The sequence below is a fragment of the Nocardioides sediminis genome (genome assembly GCF_003047295.1).
GTDB classification, from domain to species: Bacteria; Actinomycetota; Actinomycetes; order Propionibacteriales; family Nocardioidaceae; genus Nocardioides; species Nocardioides sediminis.
The window spans coordinates 532,885-549,560 of the sequence record NZ_PZYZ01000001.1 but is presented as its reverse complement, the minus strand read 5'-3'; the positions used below and the strand labels follow the sequence as shown (position 1 = coordinate 549,560).

Sequence of the window (16,676 nt, the reverse complement as noted above, 5' to 3'; positions counted from 1 at the left end):
GACTAGTCAGCCCACGCCACGCCGGCGACCAGCTCGTCGACCCCGTCGCCGACCGGGCGCTTCAGGGGTCGCTGACTCCGGCCATGTCGCGTCGACCAGGGCGTCGTAGGCGCGCAGCAGTGATGAGTCGCCGGTCTCCGGCAGCGCACGCCCCGCGACCAGCGCACGGTCGGTGGCCGCCCGGTCGTCGGGCAGGAAGTGCAGTCCCAGCACGCGGGAGAAGCCCTCGACCATGCCGGCGATCTCCCGCTCGGACCAGCCCAGGCTGGGCCGCATCCGGTTGACGACGACCCGCACCGGCGCGCCCCCGGTGCGGTCGCGCAGCTCCACGAGGCCGCGCGCCAGCCGCGACAGGCCGACCGGGTCGGCGGACCCGACGACGACCACCTCGTCGGCGAGGTCGAGGGCGGCGAGGGTCATCGCGTTGCGCGAGGGGCGCGAGCCGAAGTCCTGCCCCGGCTCGTCCTCGAGGCTGAAGCCGGTGTCCACGACCACGTCGCCCCGCTCGAGCGCGCGTTCGAGGGTCTGCTCGAGGGCCGTGGCCCGCACCTCGAGCCACCGGTCGGCGCGCGGCAGCCCGGTGACGACACGGAGCCGGTCCCCGACCCCGCGGCAGGTCGAGTCGAAGCGCTCCGCGAGGTGTCCCGACCCGGCGAGGCGGGCCGCGGAGAGGATGCCCGAGACCTCGTCGAGGATGCCGAGCTGCTGGGCCACGCCGCCGCCGTAGGGGTCGGCGTCGACCAGCACCGTGTCGCGTCCGCGCTGGGCGAGCAGCGAGGCCATGGTGACGGCGGTGGTGGTGCGCCCCGGGGCGCCACCCGACCCCCACACCACCACGAGGCGGTGCTCCGGTGTCGTCGCGGGCGCGGGCTCGCCGAGATCGCCGGGCTCGGCGCGGACCCGGGTGTCGGCCACGCCCTCCACCGTCGTGACCGCCCCGGCGAGCGTCGCCAGGTCGTCGAAGGCCACCAGGGCACCGATGTCGACGCGCTGCGCGCGGGTGAGCACGTCGGGGTCGTCGGTGCGGGAGACGACGGCGACCGGGCGCACGGCGTAGCGCCGCAGGTGGGCCACGGCGGCGGGGTCGAGGCCCGGCGCCTCGAGCCCGACCACGGCGACGTCCGCCTGGCCGCTGGTGGCCGTGGCGAGCAGGTCGTCGACGTCGACGCAGCGCTTGAGCACGACGACCCCGTCCTCGCCGTCGAGGCGGGTGAACGCCTCGGACTCCCAGGAGGCACCCGAGGCCATCATCAGCACGCAGATCACGGGTCAGCCCTGCCCGAGGACGCGCACCCGCTGCTCCTCGCTCGCCGCGAGGAGCTCGGCGAGGGCCTCGGACTCGCCGCGCGGGACACCCAGCACGAGCTGGCGACCGCCGCCGACCGACCCGAGCGACTCGGTCGCGGTCGGCGCGTCGATGACCACCACGTCGCTGAGCACCGGCCCGGACGGCCGGTTGCCCCGGCCCGAGTCCGGCCCCGGCACCACCCACAGCTCCACCACCGAGCCGGTGGTGATGCCGCTGGGCACGAGCTCGACGGGGAACGACAGCGACAGGCTCACCGTGCCGGTGTCCTCGGCCGAGCCGAGCGCCCCTGCGGGGACGAGCTCGCCGGCCCCGAGGCCGCGCACCAGCTGCAGCTCGTCGGGCAGCGGGTCGTCGGTCGCCAGGTAGCGGTCGAGGTCGGAGGGCTCCGCGAACCGCACGGACGACGCCACGAGGTCCTGGGCGGTCAGGGTGTCCCCCGCGGCCAGGTCGGAGGCGGCCGACCACACCGTCACGGAGTCGTCGGCGCCGCCGAGCAGGCGGGCGCCCGCCACCACGGAGACGGCGACCAGGGCGACCCCCACCCACAGCCGGGGATCCCGCCAGCCGGGCGGCCGGGCGCGGGTGGCCGGGATGACGGGGGCGTTGGGGGGCAGGTCGACAGTGGCGCGGGTCCGAGACACGGCGACATCATGTCCACCTACGCCGTTTCCCACACCTCGTCCTCCACAGGCGAGCCGGCGACCGCCGGAGCGCTCCCGTCCCGTCCACAGTCCCGCCGGGTCGTCGCGCGACGCGTGCCGGAGTTTGGCACGATGACCCCATGCCGGACTCGCCCCGCTTCCTCACGCTGGCCGACGTGGCCGAGGTGCTCAACACCTCCAGCGCGCAGGTCTACGCCCTGGTCCGCCGGGGCGACCTGCCCGCCATCAAGATCGGCGGGCGCGGGCAGTGGCGCGTCGAGGGCTCCGAGCTGGAGAAGTTCATCGAGCGGATGTACGCCGAGACCAAGACGTTCGTGTCCGACCACCCGTTCGTGGAGAGCGACGCAGGGCGCGGCGAGGCGGGACAGCCGGGGCAGCCGGGCTAGCCCACCTCGCCGTCGAGGGTGACCTCGACGGTGCGGTCCTCGCCGTCGCGACGGACCGTGAACTCGATCGTGTCGCCGGGCTGGTGGGTCCGGATGGCGACGATCAGGGCGATGCCGTCGGTGACCGGCTCGCCGTCGACCCGGGTGACGACGTCGTCCGCGAGGAGCCCGGCGTCCTCGGCGGGCGTCCCGTCCATCACCTCGGTGATGACCGCGCCCTCGGAGTCGCGGCCGCCGGTGCGGACCTGTGCGCCGATCACGGGGTACTGCGCCTCGCCGGTGGCGAGGATCTGGTCGGCAGTCGTCCGCACCTGCTCGATCGGGATGGCGAACCCGACGCCGATGTTGCCCGACGACTCCCCCATCAGGCTGCCACCCGTGGTGGCGATGGCGGAGTTGACGCCGACGACCTCGCCGGCGAGGTTGACGAGCGGTCCGCCCGAGTTGCCGGGGTTGATGGCGGCGTCGGTCTGGACGGCGTTGATGTAGGACGACTCGTTGTCGGAGTCACCCGTGGTCACCGGCCGGTTGAGGGCGCTCACGATGCCCGAGGTGACCGTCTGGCTCAGGCCCAGCGGCGACCCGAACGCGACGACCGGGTCCCCGACGTTGAGCACCGTGGACGAGCCGAGCGCAGCCGGGACCAGGTTGTCGACCTCCTCGACCTGGAGGATCGCCAGGTCGTAGACGGGGCTGCGGCCGACGACCGTGGCCTCGTGCCGCTCGCCCTCCGCGTCGACGACGAGGATCGGACCCTCGTCCTGCGCGGCGGAGGCGACCACGTGGTTGTTGGTGACGATGTGCCCCTGGCGGTCGAGCACGAAGCCCGACCCAGTCGCCCCGCCGGCCTCGCCGTCGAGGGAGGCGAGGATTTGCACGGTGCTGGGCAGGAGTGCCTGTGCGACGGCCGGCACCGAGCCGTTGTCGGCCTCGAGCGGCGCGGCGTCGCGTGTCTGCACGGCGTCGAGACCGCCGTCGTACCGGCCGTCCTCCTCGCCGAGGCGGTCGTAGCCCAGGGCACCCAGGAACCCGCCGAGCAGGCCGACCACGAGCGCCAGCACGGTGACGGCGGGCCACACCCACCGCGAGACCGGCCGGCGGTCGGCGGGCGGCTGCAGCGGCAGCGGCGTCGTCGCGGCCTCGCCGGCGAAGAACCCGCCGAAGGAGCGCGTCTCGCCGGCCGCCTGGCCGGGGCCGCCCGGCCCCCAGGACTGCTGCGGGATGGGCGACAACGGCGGTGCGGGGTAGGGCTGCTGGGCCCCCTGCTGGCCGCGGTGGGGCGGCGGGGTCGGGGCGGGGTCTGCCGTGGGGCTCGGCGAGGCCTGCGGAGGCTGCGACCCTTGGCTGGGAGGCGTCCACCCGGAGAGCGGCTGGGTCGGCTCCCCGTCGTGCACGGGCTCGTCCACCGGCTCGTCCACCCGCGTCCCGTGCTCCCCGGACGCACCGAGGCTCACCTCGGGCAGCGGGTCGTGCTGCTCGGGCGGGGTGCGGTGGTCCGGGTGCTCCTGGTCGCTCACGGAGACAGTGTCCCCCGCGCCGCGATGTCGCCGAGCAGGTGGCGGACGGAGCGGTCCTGGCCGGACGACTGCTGCGAGCCCTGGCGAGCCGGGTCGAGGATCGAGCCGGACACCGAGGAGGGCGAGGGTGCGGGCGTCCGCGTCCGGCGTACGGGACGCACCTTGGCGTCGACGCTCGAGGTCGTCGTGGGGCGGTTGAGGTCGGTGGCCGGCGCGCGCCGCTCGACCTGGGGCGACCCCGCGGCGCCGAGGGCGAGCACGCCGACGACGGCCGCGCCGGCGGCCCCACCGCCGATCGCGGCCAGGCCCCGGTGGCGGGGGCGGGAGCCGGTGGGGAAGGGGGCGGGGCGCATCGCCGACGTCGGGCAGAGCAGGGAGTCCTTGAGCCGCGCGGGCGCGCCCTCGCCGTCGTCGAGGGAGAGCCGCGCCAGGCGGGTCTTGACCCAGCCCTCGCGCTCGACGAGGTCACGGCAGGGGTGGCACGCGTGGACGTGCTCCCACAGCCGCTCCTCCTCGGCGGCCGGCAGTCGGCCGTCGAGCAACGCGCTGACGCGGGACCCGAGGTGGCTCACCGGGCGACCCCCACCTCGTCGGCCGGCGCCGGGCCGGCGTACCGCTGGCGACCGTCGACGGGCGCCCGGTGCGCCAGCGCGCCACGCAGCATCGCCCGGCCGCGGTGGATGCGGGAGCGCACGGTGCCGAGCTTGGCGTCCATGATCTCCGCGATCTCCTCGTAGGTGAGGCCCTCGACGTCGCACAGCACGACGGCGGCCCGGAAGTCGGGGGGCAGCGTCGCGAGCGCGCTCTCGATGTCGTCGTCGAAGGTCTGGTCCGCGTACGCCGCGTCGGGCGCCGGCGACGCGCTCTCGAGGCGGGCGGCGCGCTCGTCGGACAGGGCGTCGAAGCGGATCCGCTGCTTGCGGCGTGCCCCGTCGAGGAACAGGTTGGTGGTGATGCGGTGCAGCCAGCCCTCGAAGGTGCCGGGGGTGTAGGAGTCCAGCGAGCGGAAGACGCGGACGAAGACCTCCTGGGTCAGGTCCTCCGCGTCGTGGCGGTTGCCGGTCAACCGGTAGGCCAGGCGGAAGACGCGGTCGGAGTGCTGCTCGACGACCTCGTCCCACGTCGGGACGACGCCGACGCCCCGGTCCGTGCTGCCGGTGCCGGTCGGGTGGTCCACGGTCTCCCCCTGCTGGGTGGTGCGGCGCTTGAACAGTGCTCTGGCCTTCCTCAACCTAGGGACCGGTCCTGAGAGGACCCTGTGAGCCGACCCCCCACGTTGCTGGGAATCTCGCGGGGACCACTGGTGGCTGCCCTGCACAACGGTCGGACCGCCCCCCGTGTTCCCGGCTGCCCCGGCCCGGCGCTGCGCGATAGAGTCGCCGCACCTTGACGCGCCGCAGCGACCCGGCTGCCGTGCGCGTGCGACCCAGGAGGCCACCATCACCACGCCGATCAAGCCCGCGAGCTGGACCTACGCCGAGGAGTTCGTCACCGAGGACGACGTCCTGGCCGCCGCCCGCTCCCGCGCCGAGGAGGTCGGGGTGACCCCCGTCAGCCCGGGTGCCGGCGCCGCGCTGCGCTTCCTCGCCTCCGTCCTCGACGCCCGCGCGGTGGTGGAGATCGGCACCGGCACCGGCGTCTCCGGGCTGTGGCTGCTGCGCGGCATGCGTGCCGACGGCGTGCTGACGACGGTCGACATCGAGGCCGAGCACCAGCGGCTGGCCAAGGAGACGTTCGGCGAGGCCGGCGTCCCCGCCAACCGCGCGCGCACCATTGCCGGCGCCGGGCTCGACGTGCTGCCGCGGCTCACCGACGGTCACTACGACCTGGTCTTCTGCGACGGCGACAAGCGCGAGTACGGCGAGTACCTCACCGAGGCGCTCCGGCTCCTGCGTCCCGGCGGCGTGGTGGCCTTCGACAACGCCCTGTGGCACGACCGGGTCGCCGACCCGGCCCAGCGGGACGAGGAGACGGTGGCGATCCGCGACCTCGGGCGGACGGTCGCCGCCCACGACTCGCTGATGTCGGTGCTGCTCCCCGTCGGCGACGGCCTGCTGTGCGCCAAGAAGGTCTGGTCGCCCGAGGCCTGAGGCCCGACGACCCGCGGGCCACCTCGGGCGCGGCCGCGGTCAGGCTCGGGCGGTGGCGGTGAAGCCGTCCCAGCCCTCCGCGACCGCGACGACCTCGCACTCCTCGACGAGGATCGGCGGACTGCCGATGATCTGCGAGCCGGGGGCCTCGGCCGCTCCCTCGACGAAGGCACGCTGGAACTGCTCCCGGGCCTCGTCGGAGCCGAAGACGTAGGAGCCTTCGAACCACTCCCCGCGACGCATCCGCCACGTCTTGAAGGCGAGCCCGGCCATGCCGGTGAAGCGGGCGTGAGAGGTCTCGGCGACGTACGACGCCAGCCGCTCCTCGACACCCTCGGGCGCGTCGACCAGCGACCAGCGCACGGTCAGGCCCCTCACCGGCCCACGCCCTCGAGCGGGGACTCCGAGCCGAGCCAGGTGAGCAGGAGGCGCGGACCGAAGCCGGTGGGGCCGGTCGTCCACTCGTAGCGCTCGGCCGGGGCCTCGGCGATCGAGGCGAAGTCGATGTGCGCCCACGGCACGTCGCCGGCGAAGTGCTGCAGGTAGAGCGCGGCCGTGATCGCGCCGGCACCGCCGGCGGCGTTGTCGCCGTCGGCGACCCGCGAGCTGACCTTCTCCTCGTAGTCGGCGACCAGCGGCATCCGCCACAGCAGCTCGCCCGACTCGGCAGACGCCGCCGCGAGCGCGGCGGAGATGCCCTCGTCGTTGGCGAAGTAGCCGCCCGTCCCCTGCCCCAGGGCGACCTTCATCGCGCCGGTCAGGGTGGCGACGTCGACGAGCACGTCGGGCTCCACCTCGGCCACGGCGTAGGCCATGGCGTCGGCCATCACGAGACGGCCCTCGGCGTCGGTGTTGTTGACCTCGCTGGTGCGGCCGCCGTAGTGGCGGACGACGTCACCGGGTCGCATGGCGGAGCCGCTGATGGCGTTCTCCGCCGCCGGCACCAGCCCGACGACGCGCACCGGGCAACCGACGTCGCGCAGCGCGGCCATGGTGGCGAGCACCGCGGCGCCGCCGGACATGTCGCGCTTCATCGACAGCATGCTCTCGGCGGGCTTGATGTCGAGGCCGCCGGTGTCGAAGGTGATGCCCTTGCCCACCAGGGCGACCGTGGGGGTACGCCGCCCGGCGCCGGGCGGGGTGTAGTCGAGGCGGATCAGCCGCGGCGCCGAGTCGGACGCGCCGCCCACGGCGAGGATCCCGCCGAAGCCCTCGGCGGCCAGGGCGTCCTCGTCCCAGACCCGGACGTCGAGGCCGGCCTCGGCCGCCAGCTCCTCGGCCTGCTCGGCCAGCCACGCGGGGCTTTTGAGGTTGGCGGGCACCGTGGCCAGCATCCGGGAGCGCCAGCCGGCACCGCCAAGAGCGATCGCGCGCACCAGCTCGTCGTCGTACGCGCCGTCGTGGTCGTCGACCCCGGCGAGGACGACGCGGCCGACGGGCCGTTCGGCCGGGCCGCCCGAGCGCCAGTGGAAGGCGAAGGAGCCGAGCGTCGCACCGACGACGAAGGCCGCCAGGGCGCCCTCGGGCGCGATGGCGGTGATCGAGGTGACGACGCTGCCGCGGTCCTTGGTCGCCCGGGCGACCGTGGCGCCGGCGCGCCGGAAGTCGGTCACGGTCTGGTCGCCGAGGCCCACCAGGAGGACCAGGGCGACCGCGTCGGACACGACGGGGACCGTGGTCACCTCGCCCGTGCGACCGGTGGCACGGCTCGACTCGAGGACGCCGAGGAGGTCGACGCCGAGCGCCTCGGACGCCTCGTCCGCACCGGGCCCGAGGAAGACGTCACCGTCCTCGCCGGGAAGGACCGGGAGGGCCCAGACCTCGGCGCCGCCGATCTGGTGGGGCAGTGCCGGGCTGAGTGCGAACTCCGGAGGGGAGACCTGCGAAGGGAGCTGGGGGGATACGGCCACGATCAGCCGACGACGTCCTTGAGTGCGTCCCCGAGCGCGCCCGCCTCCTCGGCGTTGAGCTCGACCACCAGGCGTCCACCACCCTCGAGCGGGACGCGCATGACGATGCCGCGGCCTTCCTTGGTGACCTCGAGCGGTCCGTCCCCAGTCCTGGGCTTCATGGCGGCCATCGGCGCAAACCTCTTCCTGATTCAGCTCAGTGGGCCGCGGGGGCTCCACATGCGAAATCGAGGCGGCGGGCCGCCTCGACGAAGTCGATCGTCATCCATTATCCCTCATGTCGCAGGTGATCGGCACCACAGGGCTGGCAGACTCCCGCCCATGCATGCCCGCTCGGCCCTCTTCGACGTCTACGGCGACCACCTGCGCACGCGCGGGCACCGTGCGGCCGTCGCTGACCTGGTGCGGCTGCTCGACCCCATCGGCATCGCGGCGCCCGCCGTCCGCACGGCGATCTCGCGGATGGTGGCGCAGGGATGGCTGGAGCCCGCCACCGTCGACGGGGCACGCGGGTACGCCGCGACGCCGCAGGCCATCCGCCGCCTCGAGGAGTCGGCCGACCGCATCTACCGGCGGCGTGAGGAGCGGTGGGACGGCTGCTGGCAGCTGCTGCTGCTCGACCCGTTCCCCTCGCGCGCCGTGCGGGCCGCGGTGCTGCGGGACCTGCCGTTCCTGGGCTACGCGGCCCTGGACGACAAGCTGTGGGTGAGCCCGTGGGTCCGCACCGAGCTCGCCGAGACGCTCGCCCGGGCGGGCGCCACGGCCACGACGGCACGAGCGCTGGACTTCGACCCGCCGGACTCCCCCGTCCGTGCGTGGGACCTCGAGGCCATCGGGGCCCAGTACGCCGCGTGGCTCGACGACGCGGCCAGCTCGGTCGCCGCGCACCTCGCCGCCCACGAGGACCGGGACGAGGCGGCGTTCGCCGCCCGCTTCCACCTCGTGCACGAGTGGCGCAAGTTCCTCTTCACCGACCCGGGACTGCCCAGCCAGCTGCTCCCCCCGGACTGGCCGGGCCGCCGGGCGACCGACTACTTCCGTCGTGAGGCCGACCGGCTCTCGCGCGCCTCGCAGGCGTTCGTGGCCCGCACGTTGACGCCCTGATGATCGGGCAGACTGCGCGCATGACCTCGACCGATCCCGTCCTGCTCGACGTCGACGCCGGCGTCGCCACGATCACCCTCAACCGCCCCGACGCCATGAACGGCCTCGACGTGGCCACCAAGGAGCTGCTGCGCGACACGGTGCTGCGCGTCGCCGAGGACCCCGAGGTGCGCTGCGTGGTGCTGACCGGCAACGGCCGGGCCTTCTGCGTGGGCCAGGACCTCAAGGAGCACCTCGCGGGACTGCGCGGCGACAACAGCGTGCCGCTGTCCAGCACCGTGGAGCAGCACTACAACCCGACCGTCCTCGCCCTCGCCACGATGCCCAAGCCGGTCGTCGCCGCGGTCAACGGCGTCGCCGCGGGCGCCGGCGCGAGCCTGGCCTTCGCCGCGGACTTCCGGGTGCTGGCCGACTCGGCGGCGTTCAACACCTCCTTCGCCGGGGTGGCCCTCTCCTGCGACACGGGGGCGAGCTGGACGCTCCCCCGGCTGGTCGGGCGGGGCCGGGCGATGGAGCTGCTCTACTTCCCGCGCACCGTGCCCGCCGAGGAGGCGCTCGCACTGGGGCTGGCCACGCAGGTCGTCCCGGCCGCGGACCTCACGGCCACCGTCCGCGAGCTGGCGCTGCGCCTGGCCGCCGGGCCGACGGTCGCCCTCGGGTCGATCCGCCAGGCGGTCGAGCACTCCTCCGCCCACTCCTTCGAGGAGTCGCTGGCCTTCGAGGCGGACAAGATGGCGCTCACCGGGGGGACCGAGGACCACCTCGCCGCCGTGGACGCGTTCATGGCCAAGGAGAAGCCGACCTTCCACGGCCGCTGACCGGGCCGCGGAGTCACCGGCTGCCCGGTGGTTCAGTGGGTTGGCGCGTGTTACAGCGTGCGCGAACCCACTGGATCACCGGCCGCCCGGTGATTCCCGGCGGGCGCCGAGGACGCGGAGCAGCTGGCGCGGGGCCTCGACGACCATCCGGCGCCGGGGCGGCCGGGCGGCGTACTCGATGGTCAGGGCAGCGCCGGCGAAGCGAGCGTTGTACCAGCTGGTCATGGTGCCGTGGCACCGGCCACCGCAGTTTAGGTTGGTGGTCGGGAGCCGCAGGGCGCGCGCCAGCCGGCGGGCGAAGCGAGGGTCCTTGGTGTCGGTGTCGACACCGTTGAGGGGCTGGTGGAAGCTCAGCACGCGTCGTGGCCGCACCTGGCTCAGGAACCCCATCACTGCACGCGTCTCCGGCTCGCTCGCGGCCCGCGGGCCCGACTCGTAGCTGCCGTCGAGGTCGACCCAGTCGTGGGGGAAGTTGCGGTTGAGGTCGACGCCGCGAGCGTTGCGGCGGGTGTGCCGCGCCAGGCCGTCGGGGTTGACGACGGGCACGACCCACAGGTCGATGCCCCTGATCGGGCGGCCGTCGCGCAGGGCGGCGAGGATCTGCCGGGTGTGCGGCTCGTTGCCGTGCATGGTGGACAGCATCACGACCCGACGCCTGCCGGGCTCGCCCAGCCGCCAGGCGTGGATCGGCCGCCCCTGCACGGAGCGGCCGATGACGCGGTGCTCGACCACCGCCGCCGGCCGCTGGGTCGACGCAACGGCGGTCGCGGGGCTGGTCCCGCCCGACGAGGCGGTGCCCGACTGGGCCGGAACGGTGGCCAGGGCCCCGGTGAGCACGGCGCCCAGGGCGAGCGCGACGAGGCGCCTCACACCGCTGCGGTGAGGTAGGCGTAGGTGAACACGAGGACGCCGACGAGCAGACCGACGTGGGCGAGCACCGAGAGCCCCGGCCCCTCGCTCCAGCTGTCGGTGGCGCGGTCGTCGGCGTGCCGGCCACGCGTGGGGAGCCACCTCGACAGGATGAGCAGCCCGGCGACCGCCGTGACCCAGAAGAACGCGAGCGCCACGATGCCGACCACGGCGCCACCGAGGGACGAGTCCTCGGGGAAGGCCAGGAACAGCACCCACAGCAGCACGGCGACGGTGCCGGCGACGGTGTGGACCATCAGCAGGCGCCTGCTGATCTGGAACTGACCGGCGACGGCCCCTCCCCGAGCCAGTCGCAGCCGGGTCAACACCACGACCACCGCGGCCAGCGGGGTGAGGATGTAGACGAGGATCTCGATGAGCATCCGGGCATCCTGCCCTAGCCAGGGTCGGCGTCGCCACGCGGAGCATCGCCCCGCGGTGGGTCGCCGGCACCCTGATCGCCGTCCACCTGGGTGGCGAGGCGCTCGAGCAGCGCGTCCACCTCGGACATCCGGTAGCCCCGGAACGCCAGGGAGAAGCGCACCCCGCGGACGTCGTCGCCGGTGAGCGGTCCGGCCGCCGGGACGCGGACGTCGGGACGGTCGTCGTACTCCTCGGGGAGGGAGCCACCGCGTCCGGAGGCCACCACCGCGACACCACCCATGGCCAGCACCAGCAGGATCGCGAAGAACCAGGTCACGGCGTCGTCACTCCGGCCGCTCGGGGGACGGGGTGGGCACGGCGTCCGCCCGGGCGGCGACCATCATCGCCACGGCCTCGTCGACGTCGTCGGTGAGCGTGATCATGTCGAGGTCGTCGGCGCTGATCTTGCCCCCGGCCAGCACCGTGTCGCGCATCCAGGCCAGCAGGCCGCTCCAGTAGTCGACGCCCATCAGCACGATGGGGAACGAGGTGACCTTCTGCGTCTGGACGAGGGTCAGCGCCTCGAAGAGCTCGTCGAAGGTGCCCAGGCCGCCCGGGAGGACGACGAAGCCCTGGGCGTACTTGACGAACATCGTCTTGCGGGCGAAGAAGTAGCGGAAGTTGATGCCATAGTCGACCCACGAGTTGAGGCCGGCCTCGAAGGGCAGCTCGATGCCGAGCCCGATGCTCGTGCCGCCGGCCTCGCTGGCGCCCTTGTTGGCCGCCTCCATCGCGCCGGGACCGCCGCCGGTGATGACGGCGAAGTCCTCCTCGACGAGCCGGCGGCCCACCCGCTCGGCGGTCGCGTAGTCGGCCGAGTCCGCGGGTGTCCGGGCGGAGCCGAAGACGGCGATGGCCGGGCCCACCTCGGCCAGCGCACCGAAGCCCTCGACGAACTCCGCCTGGATGCGGAGCACGCGCCACGGGTCCTCGTGGACCCAGTCCGTCGGCCCCCGGGAGTCGAGCAGCCGCTGGTCGGTGGTGCCCGACTCGACCTGGCCGCGCCGCTCGAGGATCGGGCCCTTGTACCTGTCCCTCATCCGAGCCACTCCTTGAGGATCCGCTCGCACCGCTCGATGTGCTCGACGGGCACGTGCTCGTCCTGCTTGTGGGCGTACATCGGGTCGCCGGGGCCGAAGTTGACCGCCGGGATGCCGAGCCTGGTGAACTGCGCGACGTCGGTCCAGCCGAACTTGGGCGCGGGCTCGGCGCCGACCGCCTCGACGAAGGCCTTGGCGGCGGGCCGGTCGAGTCCCGGGAGCGCGCCGGCGGCCATGTCGGTCACGGTGACGTCGTACCCCTCGAAGAACTCGCGGACGAACGCCTCGGCGCCCGCCTCGTCCCGGTCGGGGGCGAAACGGAAGTTGACCTCGACCACGCACTCGTCGGGGATGACGTTGCCGGCCACCCCGCCGCGGATGCCGGTGGCGTTGAGGCCCTCGTGGTAGGCCAGTCCGTCGATGACGGGCTGCCGGGCGACGTACTCGTTGAGCCTGGCCAGGATCGGGGCGGCCTTGTGGATGGCGTTGACGCCCTTCCAGCTGCGGGCCGAGTGGGACCGCTCGCCGGTCGTGCGCACGTCGACGCGCATCGTGCCCTGGCAGCCGGCCTCGACGCTGGCGTTGCTCGGCTCCATGAGGATCGCGAAATCGGCGTCGAGCAGGTCGGGGTCGCTCTCGGTGAGCTTGCGCAGGCCGTTGTGGACCGAGTCGACCTCCTCGGCCTCGTAGAAGATGAAGGTGAGGTCGCGCTCGGGCTCGGTGAGGTCGGCGGCGAGCTTGAGCATCACAGCGTCGCCACCCTTCATGTCGCAGGTGCCCAGGCCGTGCAGGATCCCGTCCTCGAGCCGGGAGGGCAGGTTGTCGTTGAGCGGCACCGTGTCGAGGTGGCCCGCGATCACCACCCGCTCGCCACGACCGAGCTCGGTGCGCGCCACGATCGTGTGGCCACGGCGGGTCACCCTCAGGTGCGGGATCCCCTGCAGCGCGGCCTCCACCGCGTCGGCGATCTCCTGCTCGTGGTGGGAGACCGACTCGATGTCGACCAGCTGCTGGGTGAGGGTGACGACGTCGGCGGACAGGTCGATTCTCGGCATGGCCTGATTCAACCAGCCGCCGACGATCAGGCGCGGGCGACCTCGACGACGACCTCGGGCGCGTCGGCGTAGGCAACGCGGGTGGCGAGCGTCTCCTCCGCGAGCAGCGCCTCGTGGGTGCGGGCGGCGGCCAGCACGTCGGCCGGTCCGGAGACCGTCAGCGAGATCCGGTCGCTGACCTGCAGCCCCGCGTCCTTGCGGGCCTGCTGGACGGCACGCACCAGGTCGCGGGCGGTCCCCTCGGCCGTCAGCTCGGGCGTCACGACCGTGTCGAGCACCACGAACCCACCCCGGGGCAGCATCCCGACCGCGGCCCCGTCGTCGGCGGAACCGGCGACGGTCTCCAGGGTGTACTCCCCCTCGACCAGCGCCAGACCGCCGGAGGTGACGGTGCCGTCCTCGGCGACGGACCAGTCGCCGGTCTTGGAGCCCTTGATGGCGTGCTGGACGTCCTTGCCCAGGCGCGGGCCCGCGGCGCGGGCGTTGACCGTGAGCTTCTGGGAGACGCCGTACGACGCCGCCTCGGGCGCGTCCGGGGCCAGCAGGTCGACGGCCTTGAGGTTGAGCTCGTCGGCGACCAGCGACTCGAAGCCCGACAGGTCGGCGTCGGCGACGACCGTCAGCCGCGAGAGCGGGAGCCGGTTGCGCAGGCCGGCGGCCTTGCGCAGCGCCGAGCCGGACGAGCAGACGTCGCGGACGGCGTCCATCGATACGACCAGGCCGTGGTCGGCCGGCAGGTCGTCGACCAGCGGCCAGTCGGCCAGGTGGACCGACCGCCCGCCGGTCAGGCCGCGCCAGACCTCCTCGGTCGTCAGCGGCATGAGCGGCGCGGTCACCCGGCACACGACCTCGAGCACCGTGTAGAGGGTGTCGAAGGCGTCGGCGTCCTCCTCCCAGAACCGGTCCCGCGAGCGGCGGATGTACCAGTTGGTCAGCACGTCGAGGAAGGCACGCGTGGAGTCGCAGGCGTTCGCGACCTCGTAGTCGTCGAGCTGCTGGGTCATCGCGGCGACGTACTCACGCAGCTTGGCCAGGACGTAGCGGTCCATCGGGTGGGACAGAGCGTCGGTGCGCCCCAGGACACTCCGGGCGTCGTGGCCCTGCCCGTCGGAGGCCGCGTTGGCGTAGAGGCTGAAGAAGTACCAGCTGTTCCACAGCGGGATGAGCACCTGGCGCACGGAGTCGCGGATGCCCTGCTCGGTGACGACGAGGTTGCCGCCGCGCAGGATCGGGCTGGACATGAGGAACCAGCGCATGGCGTCGGCGCCGTCGCGGTCGAAGACCTCGCGCACGTCGGGGTAGTTGCGCAGCGACTTGGACATCTTCTGCCCGTCGTTGCCCAGCACGATGCCGTGGCTGAGGCACGTCTCGAACGCGGGGCGGTCGAAGATGGCGCCGGCCAGGACGTGCATCGTGTAGAACCAGCCGCGGGTCTGGCCGATGTACTCGACGATGAAGTCGCCCGGGAAGTGGTGGTCGAACCAGTCCTTGTTGTCGAACGGGTAGTGCACCTGCGCGAAGGACATCGAGCCGGAGTCGAACCACACGTCCAGCACGTCGGTGACGCGGCGCATCGTGGACTTTCCGGTCGGGTCGTCGGGGTTGGGCCGGGTGAGGTCGTCGACGAACGGCCGGTGCAGGTCGGGCTCGCCCTCGGCGTTGCGCGGCAGCGTGCCGAAGTCGCGCTCGATCTCCTCGAAGCTGCCGTAGACGTCGAGGCGCGGGTACTCCTCGGAGTCCGACTTCCACACCGGCACCGGGCTGCCCCAGAAGCGGTTGCGGGTGATCGACCAGTCGCGGGCGTTCTCCAGCCACTTGCCGAAGGAGCCGTCCTTGATGTGGTCGGGCACCCACCGGATCTGCTGGTTGAGCTCCATGAGGCGCTCCTTGACCGCGGTCACCTCGACGAACCAGGAGGAGACGCCCTTGTAGATCAGGGGCTCGCGGCAGCGCCAGCAGTGCGGGTAGGAGTGGTCGTAGGTCTCGCGGCGCAGCAGCACGGTGCCCGGCGTGACGGACCCGCCGGGCTCGCCGCGGGTGACGGCCTTGAGGTGGTCGATGATGTGCAGGTTGGCGTCGAAGACGAGCATGCCCTCGTACTCCGCGACCGGGAACGTGAAGCGCCCGTCCTTGCCGACCGGCATCACCGGCTCGATGCCCTCGCGGTCGGTGACGACCTTGTCGTCCTCACCGAAGGCGCCGGCGGTGTGCACCAGCCCGGTGCCGTCGGTGGTCGTGACGAACTCGGCCGCCACCAGGCGGAAGGCCCGCTCGTGGCCGAGGTAGTAGCCGAACGGCGGGGTGTAGGAGCGCCCCACGAGGTCGGCGCCGCGGTGGCGCGAGACCACGGTCGGCTCGTCGGCGTCGGGGAAGAGCTCGCGCTTGTACGCCGCCAGCCGCGGCTCGGCGACCAGGTAGCGCGCCGTCTCGTCGGCGCCCGGGACGGGCCCCTCCACCACGACGTACTCGATGTCCTCGCCCACCATGACCGCGAGGTTGGACGGGAGCGTCCACGGGGTCGTCGTCCAGACGAGCGCGAGCACTCCCCCGAGCTCGTCGTCGCCCTCGAGGCGCACGCCCACCGTGACGGCCGGGTCCTGGCGGACCTGGTAGACCTCGTCGTCCATGCGCAGCTCGTGGTTGGACAGCGGCGTCTCGTCGTTCCAGCAGTAGGGCAGGACGCGGAAGCCCTCGTAGACCAGACCCTTGTCGTGGAGCTGCTTGAAGGCCCACATGACCGACTCCATGAACTCGGGGTTCATGGTCTTGTAGTCGTTGTCGAAGTCGACCCAGCGGGCCTGGCGGGTGACGTAGTCGCGCCACTCGCCGGTGTACTTCAGGACCGACTCCCGGCAGGCGGCGTTGAACTTCTCGATGCCCAGCTCGTGGATCTCGTCGGTGGTCTTGAGGCCGAGCTGGCGCATCGCCTCGAGCTCGGCGGGCAGGCCGTGGGTGTCCCAGCCGAAGCGGCGCTCCACGCGGCGGCCGCGCATCGTCTGGTAGCGCGGCACGAGGTCCTTGACGTAGCCGGTCAACAGGTGGCCGTAGTGCGGCAGGCCGTTGGCGAATGGCGGGCCGTCGTAGAAGACGAACTCGTTCTCGCCGTCGGTGCCGGCCTCGCGCTGCTCGACGCTCGCCGTGAACGTGTCGTCGGCGTCCCAGTAGGCCAGCACGGCCTCCTCGATCGCCGGGAAGGCCGGCGCGCTGGGGACGGACGTCGCGGACGTGTGGGAGACCTTGGGGTAGGCCATCGGGGACTCCTGCGGGTGGTCGGTCTGGCGTCGTACGACTCGGGCTGCTGCCACGAGGACGACTGCGCCGACTTCTCGGACGCGACCGCGGTACCACCTCGCTTGCGCCGCCTCCCGGCGGTGCCGCTCGTTGTCGGCTGTGACGGGCCAACCCGTCCGGTTCTAGTGAGTCGCCGCTGGGGTGCGACGACCGTTCTTCCGG

At 73.3% G+C, this 16,676-nt stretch carries 18 protein-coding genes; 4 read left to right on the top strand and 14 right to left on the bottom strand.

Going from position 1 to position 16,676, the window contains the following annotated elements; all coding sequences use genetic code 11:
* Nucleotides 1-6: 6 nt before the first annotated feature.
* Nucleotides 7-1,266: an AAA family ATPase gene (locus DAI17_RS02640; protein WP_107771323.1), complete on the bottom strand. Its 1,260-nt coding sequence runs from the start codon at nucleotides 1,264-1,266 to the stop codon at nucleotides 7-9.
* A 3-nt stretch (nucleotides 1,267-1,269) separates the two neighbouring features.
* Entirely contained in the window at nucleotides 1,270-1,950 is a 681-nt protein-coding gene (locus DAI17_RS02635) for a CpaB family protein (RefSeq protein WP_107771322.1), read from the bottom strand.
* A 140-nt stretch (nucleotides 1,951-2,090) separates the two neighbouring features.
* On the opposite strand from DAI17_RS02635, the gene DAI17_RS02630 reads away from it, so the two are divergent.
* A complete protein-coding gene (locus DAI17_RS02630) occupies nucleotides 2,091-2,357 on the top strand; it encodes a helix-turn-helix domain-containing protein (protein WP_107771321.1) in 267 nt (88 codons plus the stop codon).
* Here DAI17_RS02630 and DAI17_RS02625 read toward each other — a convergent pair.
* The 3 genes from DAI17_RS02625 to sigE are packed head-to-tail and all read right to left on the bottom strand — an operon-like array spanning nucleotide 2,354 to nucleotide 5,051.
* Complete coding sequence (locus DAI17_RS02625) at nucleotides 2,354-3,874, bottom strand: S1C family serine protease (protein WP_107771320.1); 1,521 nt, start codon at nucleotides 3,872-3,874, stop codon at nucleotides 2,354-2,356. The genes DAI17_RS02630 and DAI17_RS02625 overlap by 4 nt on opposite strands.
* On the bottom strand, nucleotides 3,871-4,446 hold the full coding sequence (locus DAI17_RS02620) for an anti-sigma factor (RefSeq protein ID WP_107771319.1): 576 nt from the start codon (nucleotides 4,444-4,446) through the stop codon (nucleotides 3,871-3,873). Before DAI17_RS02620 ends, DAI17_RS02625 begins: the two co-directional genes overlap by 4 nt.
* The gene (gene sigE, locus DAI17_RS02615) at nucleotides 4,443-5,051 is read right to left on the bottom strand and encodes an RNA polymerase sigma factor SigE (RefSeq protein WP_234412103.1); all 609 of its coding nucleotides are present in this window, start codon (nucleotides 5,049-5,051) and stop codon (nucleotides 4,443-4,445) included. The genes DAI17_RS02620 and sigE overlap by 4 nt, the downstream gene beginning before the upstream one ends.
* Nucleotides 5,052-5,313: 262 nt before the next feature.
* Here sigE and DAI17_RS02610 point away from each other — a divergent pair, with 262 nt between their 5' ends.
* Complete coding sequence (locus DAI17_RS02610; RefSeq protein ID WP_107771734.1) at nucleotides 5,314-5,964, top strand: O-methyltransferase; 651 nt, start codon at nucleotides 5,314-5,316, stop codon at nucleotides 5,962-5,964.
* 39 nt (nucleotides 5,965-6,003) lie between these two features.
* On the opposite strand, the gene DAI17_RS02605 is transcribed toward DAI17_RS02610, so the two are convergent.
* From DAI17_RS02605 to DAI17_RS02595, 3 genes are read right to left on the bottom strand one after another with little or no spacing between them, the layout of a single operon-like run.
* Entirely contained in the window at nucleotides 6,004-6,342 is a 339-nt protein-coding gene (locus DAI17_RS02605) for a hypothetical protein (RefSeq protein WP_107771318.1), read from the bottom strand.
* Nucleotides 6,339-7,874 carry a leucyl aminopeptidase family protein gene (locus DAI17_RS02600; RefSeq protein ID WP_107771317.1) on the bottom strand — a complete coding sequence of 512 codons (1,536 nt, stop codon included), beginning with the start codon at nucleotides 7,872-7,874 and terminating at the stop codon, nucleotides 6,339-6,341. Before DAI17_RS02600 ends, DAI17_RS02605 begins: the two co-directional genes overlap by 4 nt.
* 2 nt (nucleotides 7,875-7,876) lie before the next feature.
* On the bottom strand, nucleotides 7,877-8,044 hold the full coding sequence (locus DAI17_RS02595) for a DUF3117 domain-containing protein (RefSeq protein ID WP_082574674.1): 168 nt from the start codon (nucleotides 8,042-8,044) through the stop codon (nucleotides 7,877-7,879).
* A gap of 151 nt (nucleotides 8,045-8,195) precedes the next feature.
* Between DAI17_RS02595 and DAI17_RS02590 the strand changes: the two genes are divergently transcribed.
* Together DAI17_RS02590 and DAI17_RS02585 are read left to right on the top strand one after the other, a co-directional pair.
* Nucleotides 8,196-8,978, top strand: coding sequence for a PaaX family transcriptional regulator (locus DAI17_RS02590; protein ID WP_107771316.1), 783 nt, complete (start codon nucleotides 8,196-8,198; stop codon nucleotides 8,976-8,978).
* 20 nt (nucleotides 8,979-8,998) lie between these two features.
* A complete protein-coding gene (locus DAI17_RS02585; protein WP_107771733.1) occupies nucleotides 8,999-9,796 on the top strand; it encodes an enoyl-CoA hydratase/isomerase family protein in 798 nt (265 codons plus the stop codon).
* A 75-nt stretch (nucleotides 9,797-9,871) separates the two neighbouring features.
* On the opposite strand, the gene DAI17_RS02580 is transcribed toward DAI17_RS02585, so the two are convergent.
* The 6 genes from DAI17_RS02580 to ileS are packed head-to-tail and all read right to left on the bottom strand — an operon-like array spanning nucleotide 9,872 to nucleotide 16,528.
* Nucleotides 9,872-10,666 (bottom strand): M14 family zinc carboxypeptidase, encoded by a 795-nt coding sequence (locus DAI17_RS02580; protein WP_159081318.1) that lies wholly within the window; start codon nucleotides 10,664-10,666, stop codon nucleotides 9,872-9,874.
* Nucleotides 10,663-11,088, bottom strand: coding sequence for a hypothetical protein (locus tag DAI17_RS02575; protein ID WP_107771314.1), 426 nt, complete (start codon nucleotides 11,086-11,088; stop codon nucleotides 10,663-10,665). The genes DAI17_RS02580 and DAI17_RS02575 overlap by 4 nt, the downstream gene beginning before the upstream one ends.
* A gap of 14 nt (nucleotides 11,089-11,102) precedes the next feature.
* Nucleotides 11,103-11,405: a DivIVA domain-containing protein gene (locus DAI17_RS02570; RefSeq protein WP_234412101.1), complete on the bottom strand. Its 303-nt coding sequence runs from the start codon at nucleotides 11,403-11,405 to the stop codon at nucleotides 11,103-11,105.
* A 7-nt stretch (nucleotides 11,406-11,412) separates the two neighbouring features.
* On the bottom strand, nucleotides 11,413-12,168 hold the full coding sequence (locus DAI17_RS02565) for an LOG family protein (protein WP_107771313.1): 756 nt from the start codon (nucleotides 12,166-12,168) through the stop codon (nucleotides 11,413-11,415).
* Complete coding sequence (dapE, locus tag DAI17_RS02560) at nucleotides 12,165-13,223, bottom strand: succinyl-diaminopimelate desuccinylase (protein ID WP_107771312.1); 1,059 nt, start codon at nucleotides 13,221-13,223, stop codon at nucleotides 12,165-12,167. The genes DAI17_RS02565 and dapE overlap by 4 nt, the downstream gene beginning before the upstream one ends.
* Before the next feature lie 26 nt (nucleotides 13,224-13,249).
* Nucleotides 13,250-16,528, bottom strand: a complete 3,279-nt coding sequence (gene ileS, locus DAI17_RS02555) for an isoleucine--tRNA ligase (protein ID WP_456093749.1) — start codon at nucleotides 16,526-16,528, stop codon at nucleotides 13,250-13,252.
* Nucleotides 16,529-16,676 lie beyond the last annotated feature (148 nt).

Bases quoted from the DNA above. Each gene is read 5' to 3' on its own strand.
- DAI17_RS02630 (WP_107771321.1), top strand. From the start codon at position 2,091: ATGCCGGACTCGCCCCGCTTCCTCACGCTGGCCGACGTGGCCGAGGTG.
- DAI17_RS02595 (WP_082574674.1), bottom strand. From the start codon at position 8,044: ATGGCCGCCATGAAGCCCAGGACTGGGGACGGACCGCTCGAGGTCACC.
- DAI17_RS02590 (WP_107771316.1), top strand. From the start codon at position 8,196: ATGCATGCCCGCTCGGCCCTCTTCGACGTCTACGGCGACCACCTGCGC.
- DAI17_RS02585 (WP_107771733.1), top strand. From the start codon at position 8,999: ATGACCTCGACCGATCCCGTCCTGCTCGACGTCGACGCCGGCGTCGCC.
- DAI17_RS02575 (WP_107771314.1), bottom strand. From the start codon at position 11,088: ATGCTCATCGAGATCCTCGTCTACATCCTCACCCCGCTGGCCGCGGTG.
- DAI17_RS02565 (WP_107771313.1), bottom strand. From the start codon at position 12,168: ATGAGGGACAGGTACAAGGGCCCGATCCTCGAGCGGCGCGGCCAGGTC.
- dapE (WP_107771312.1), bottom strand. From the start codon at position 13,223: ATGCCGAGAATCGACCTGTCCGCCGACGTCGTCACCCTCACCCAGCAG.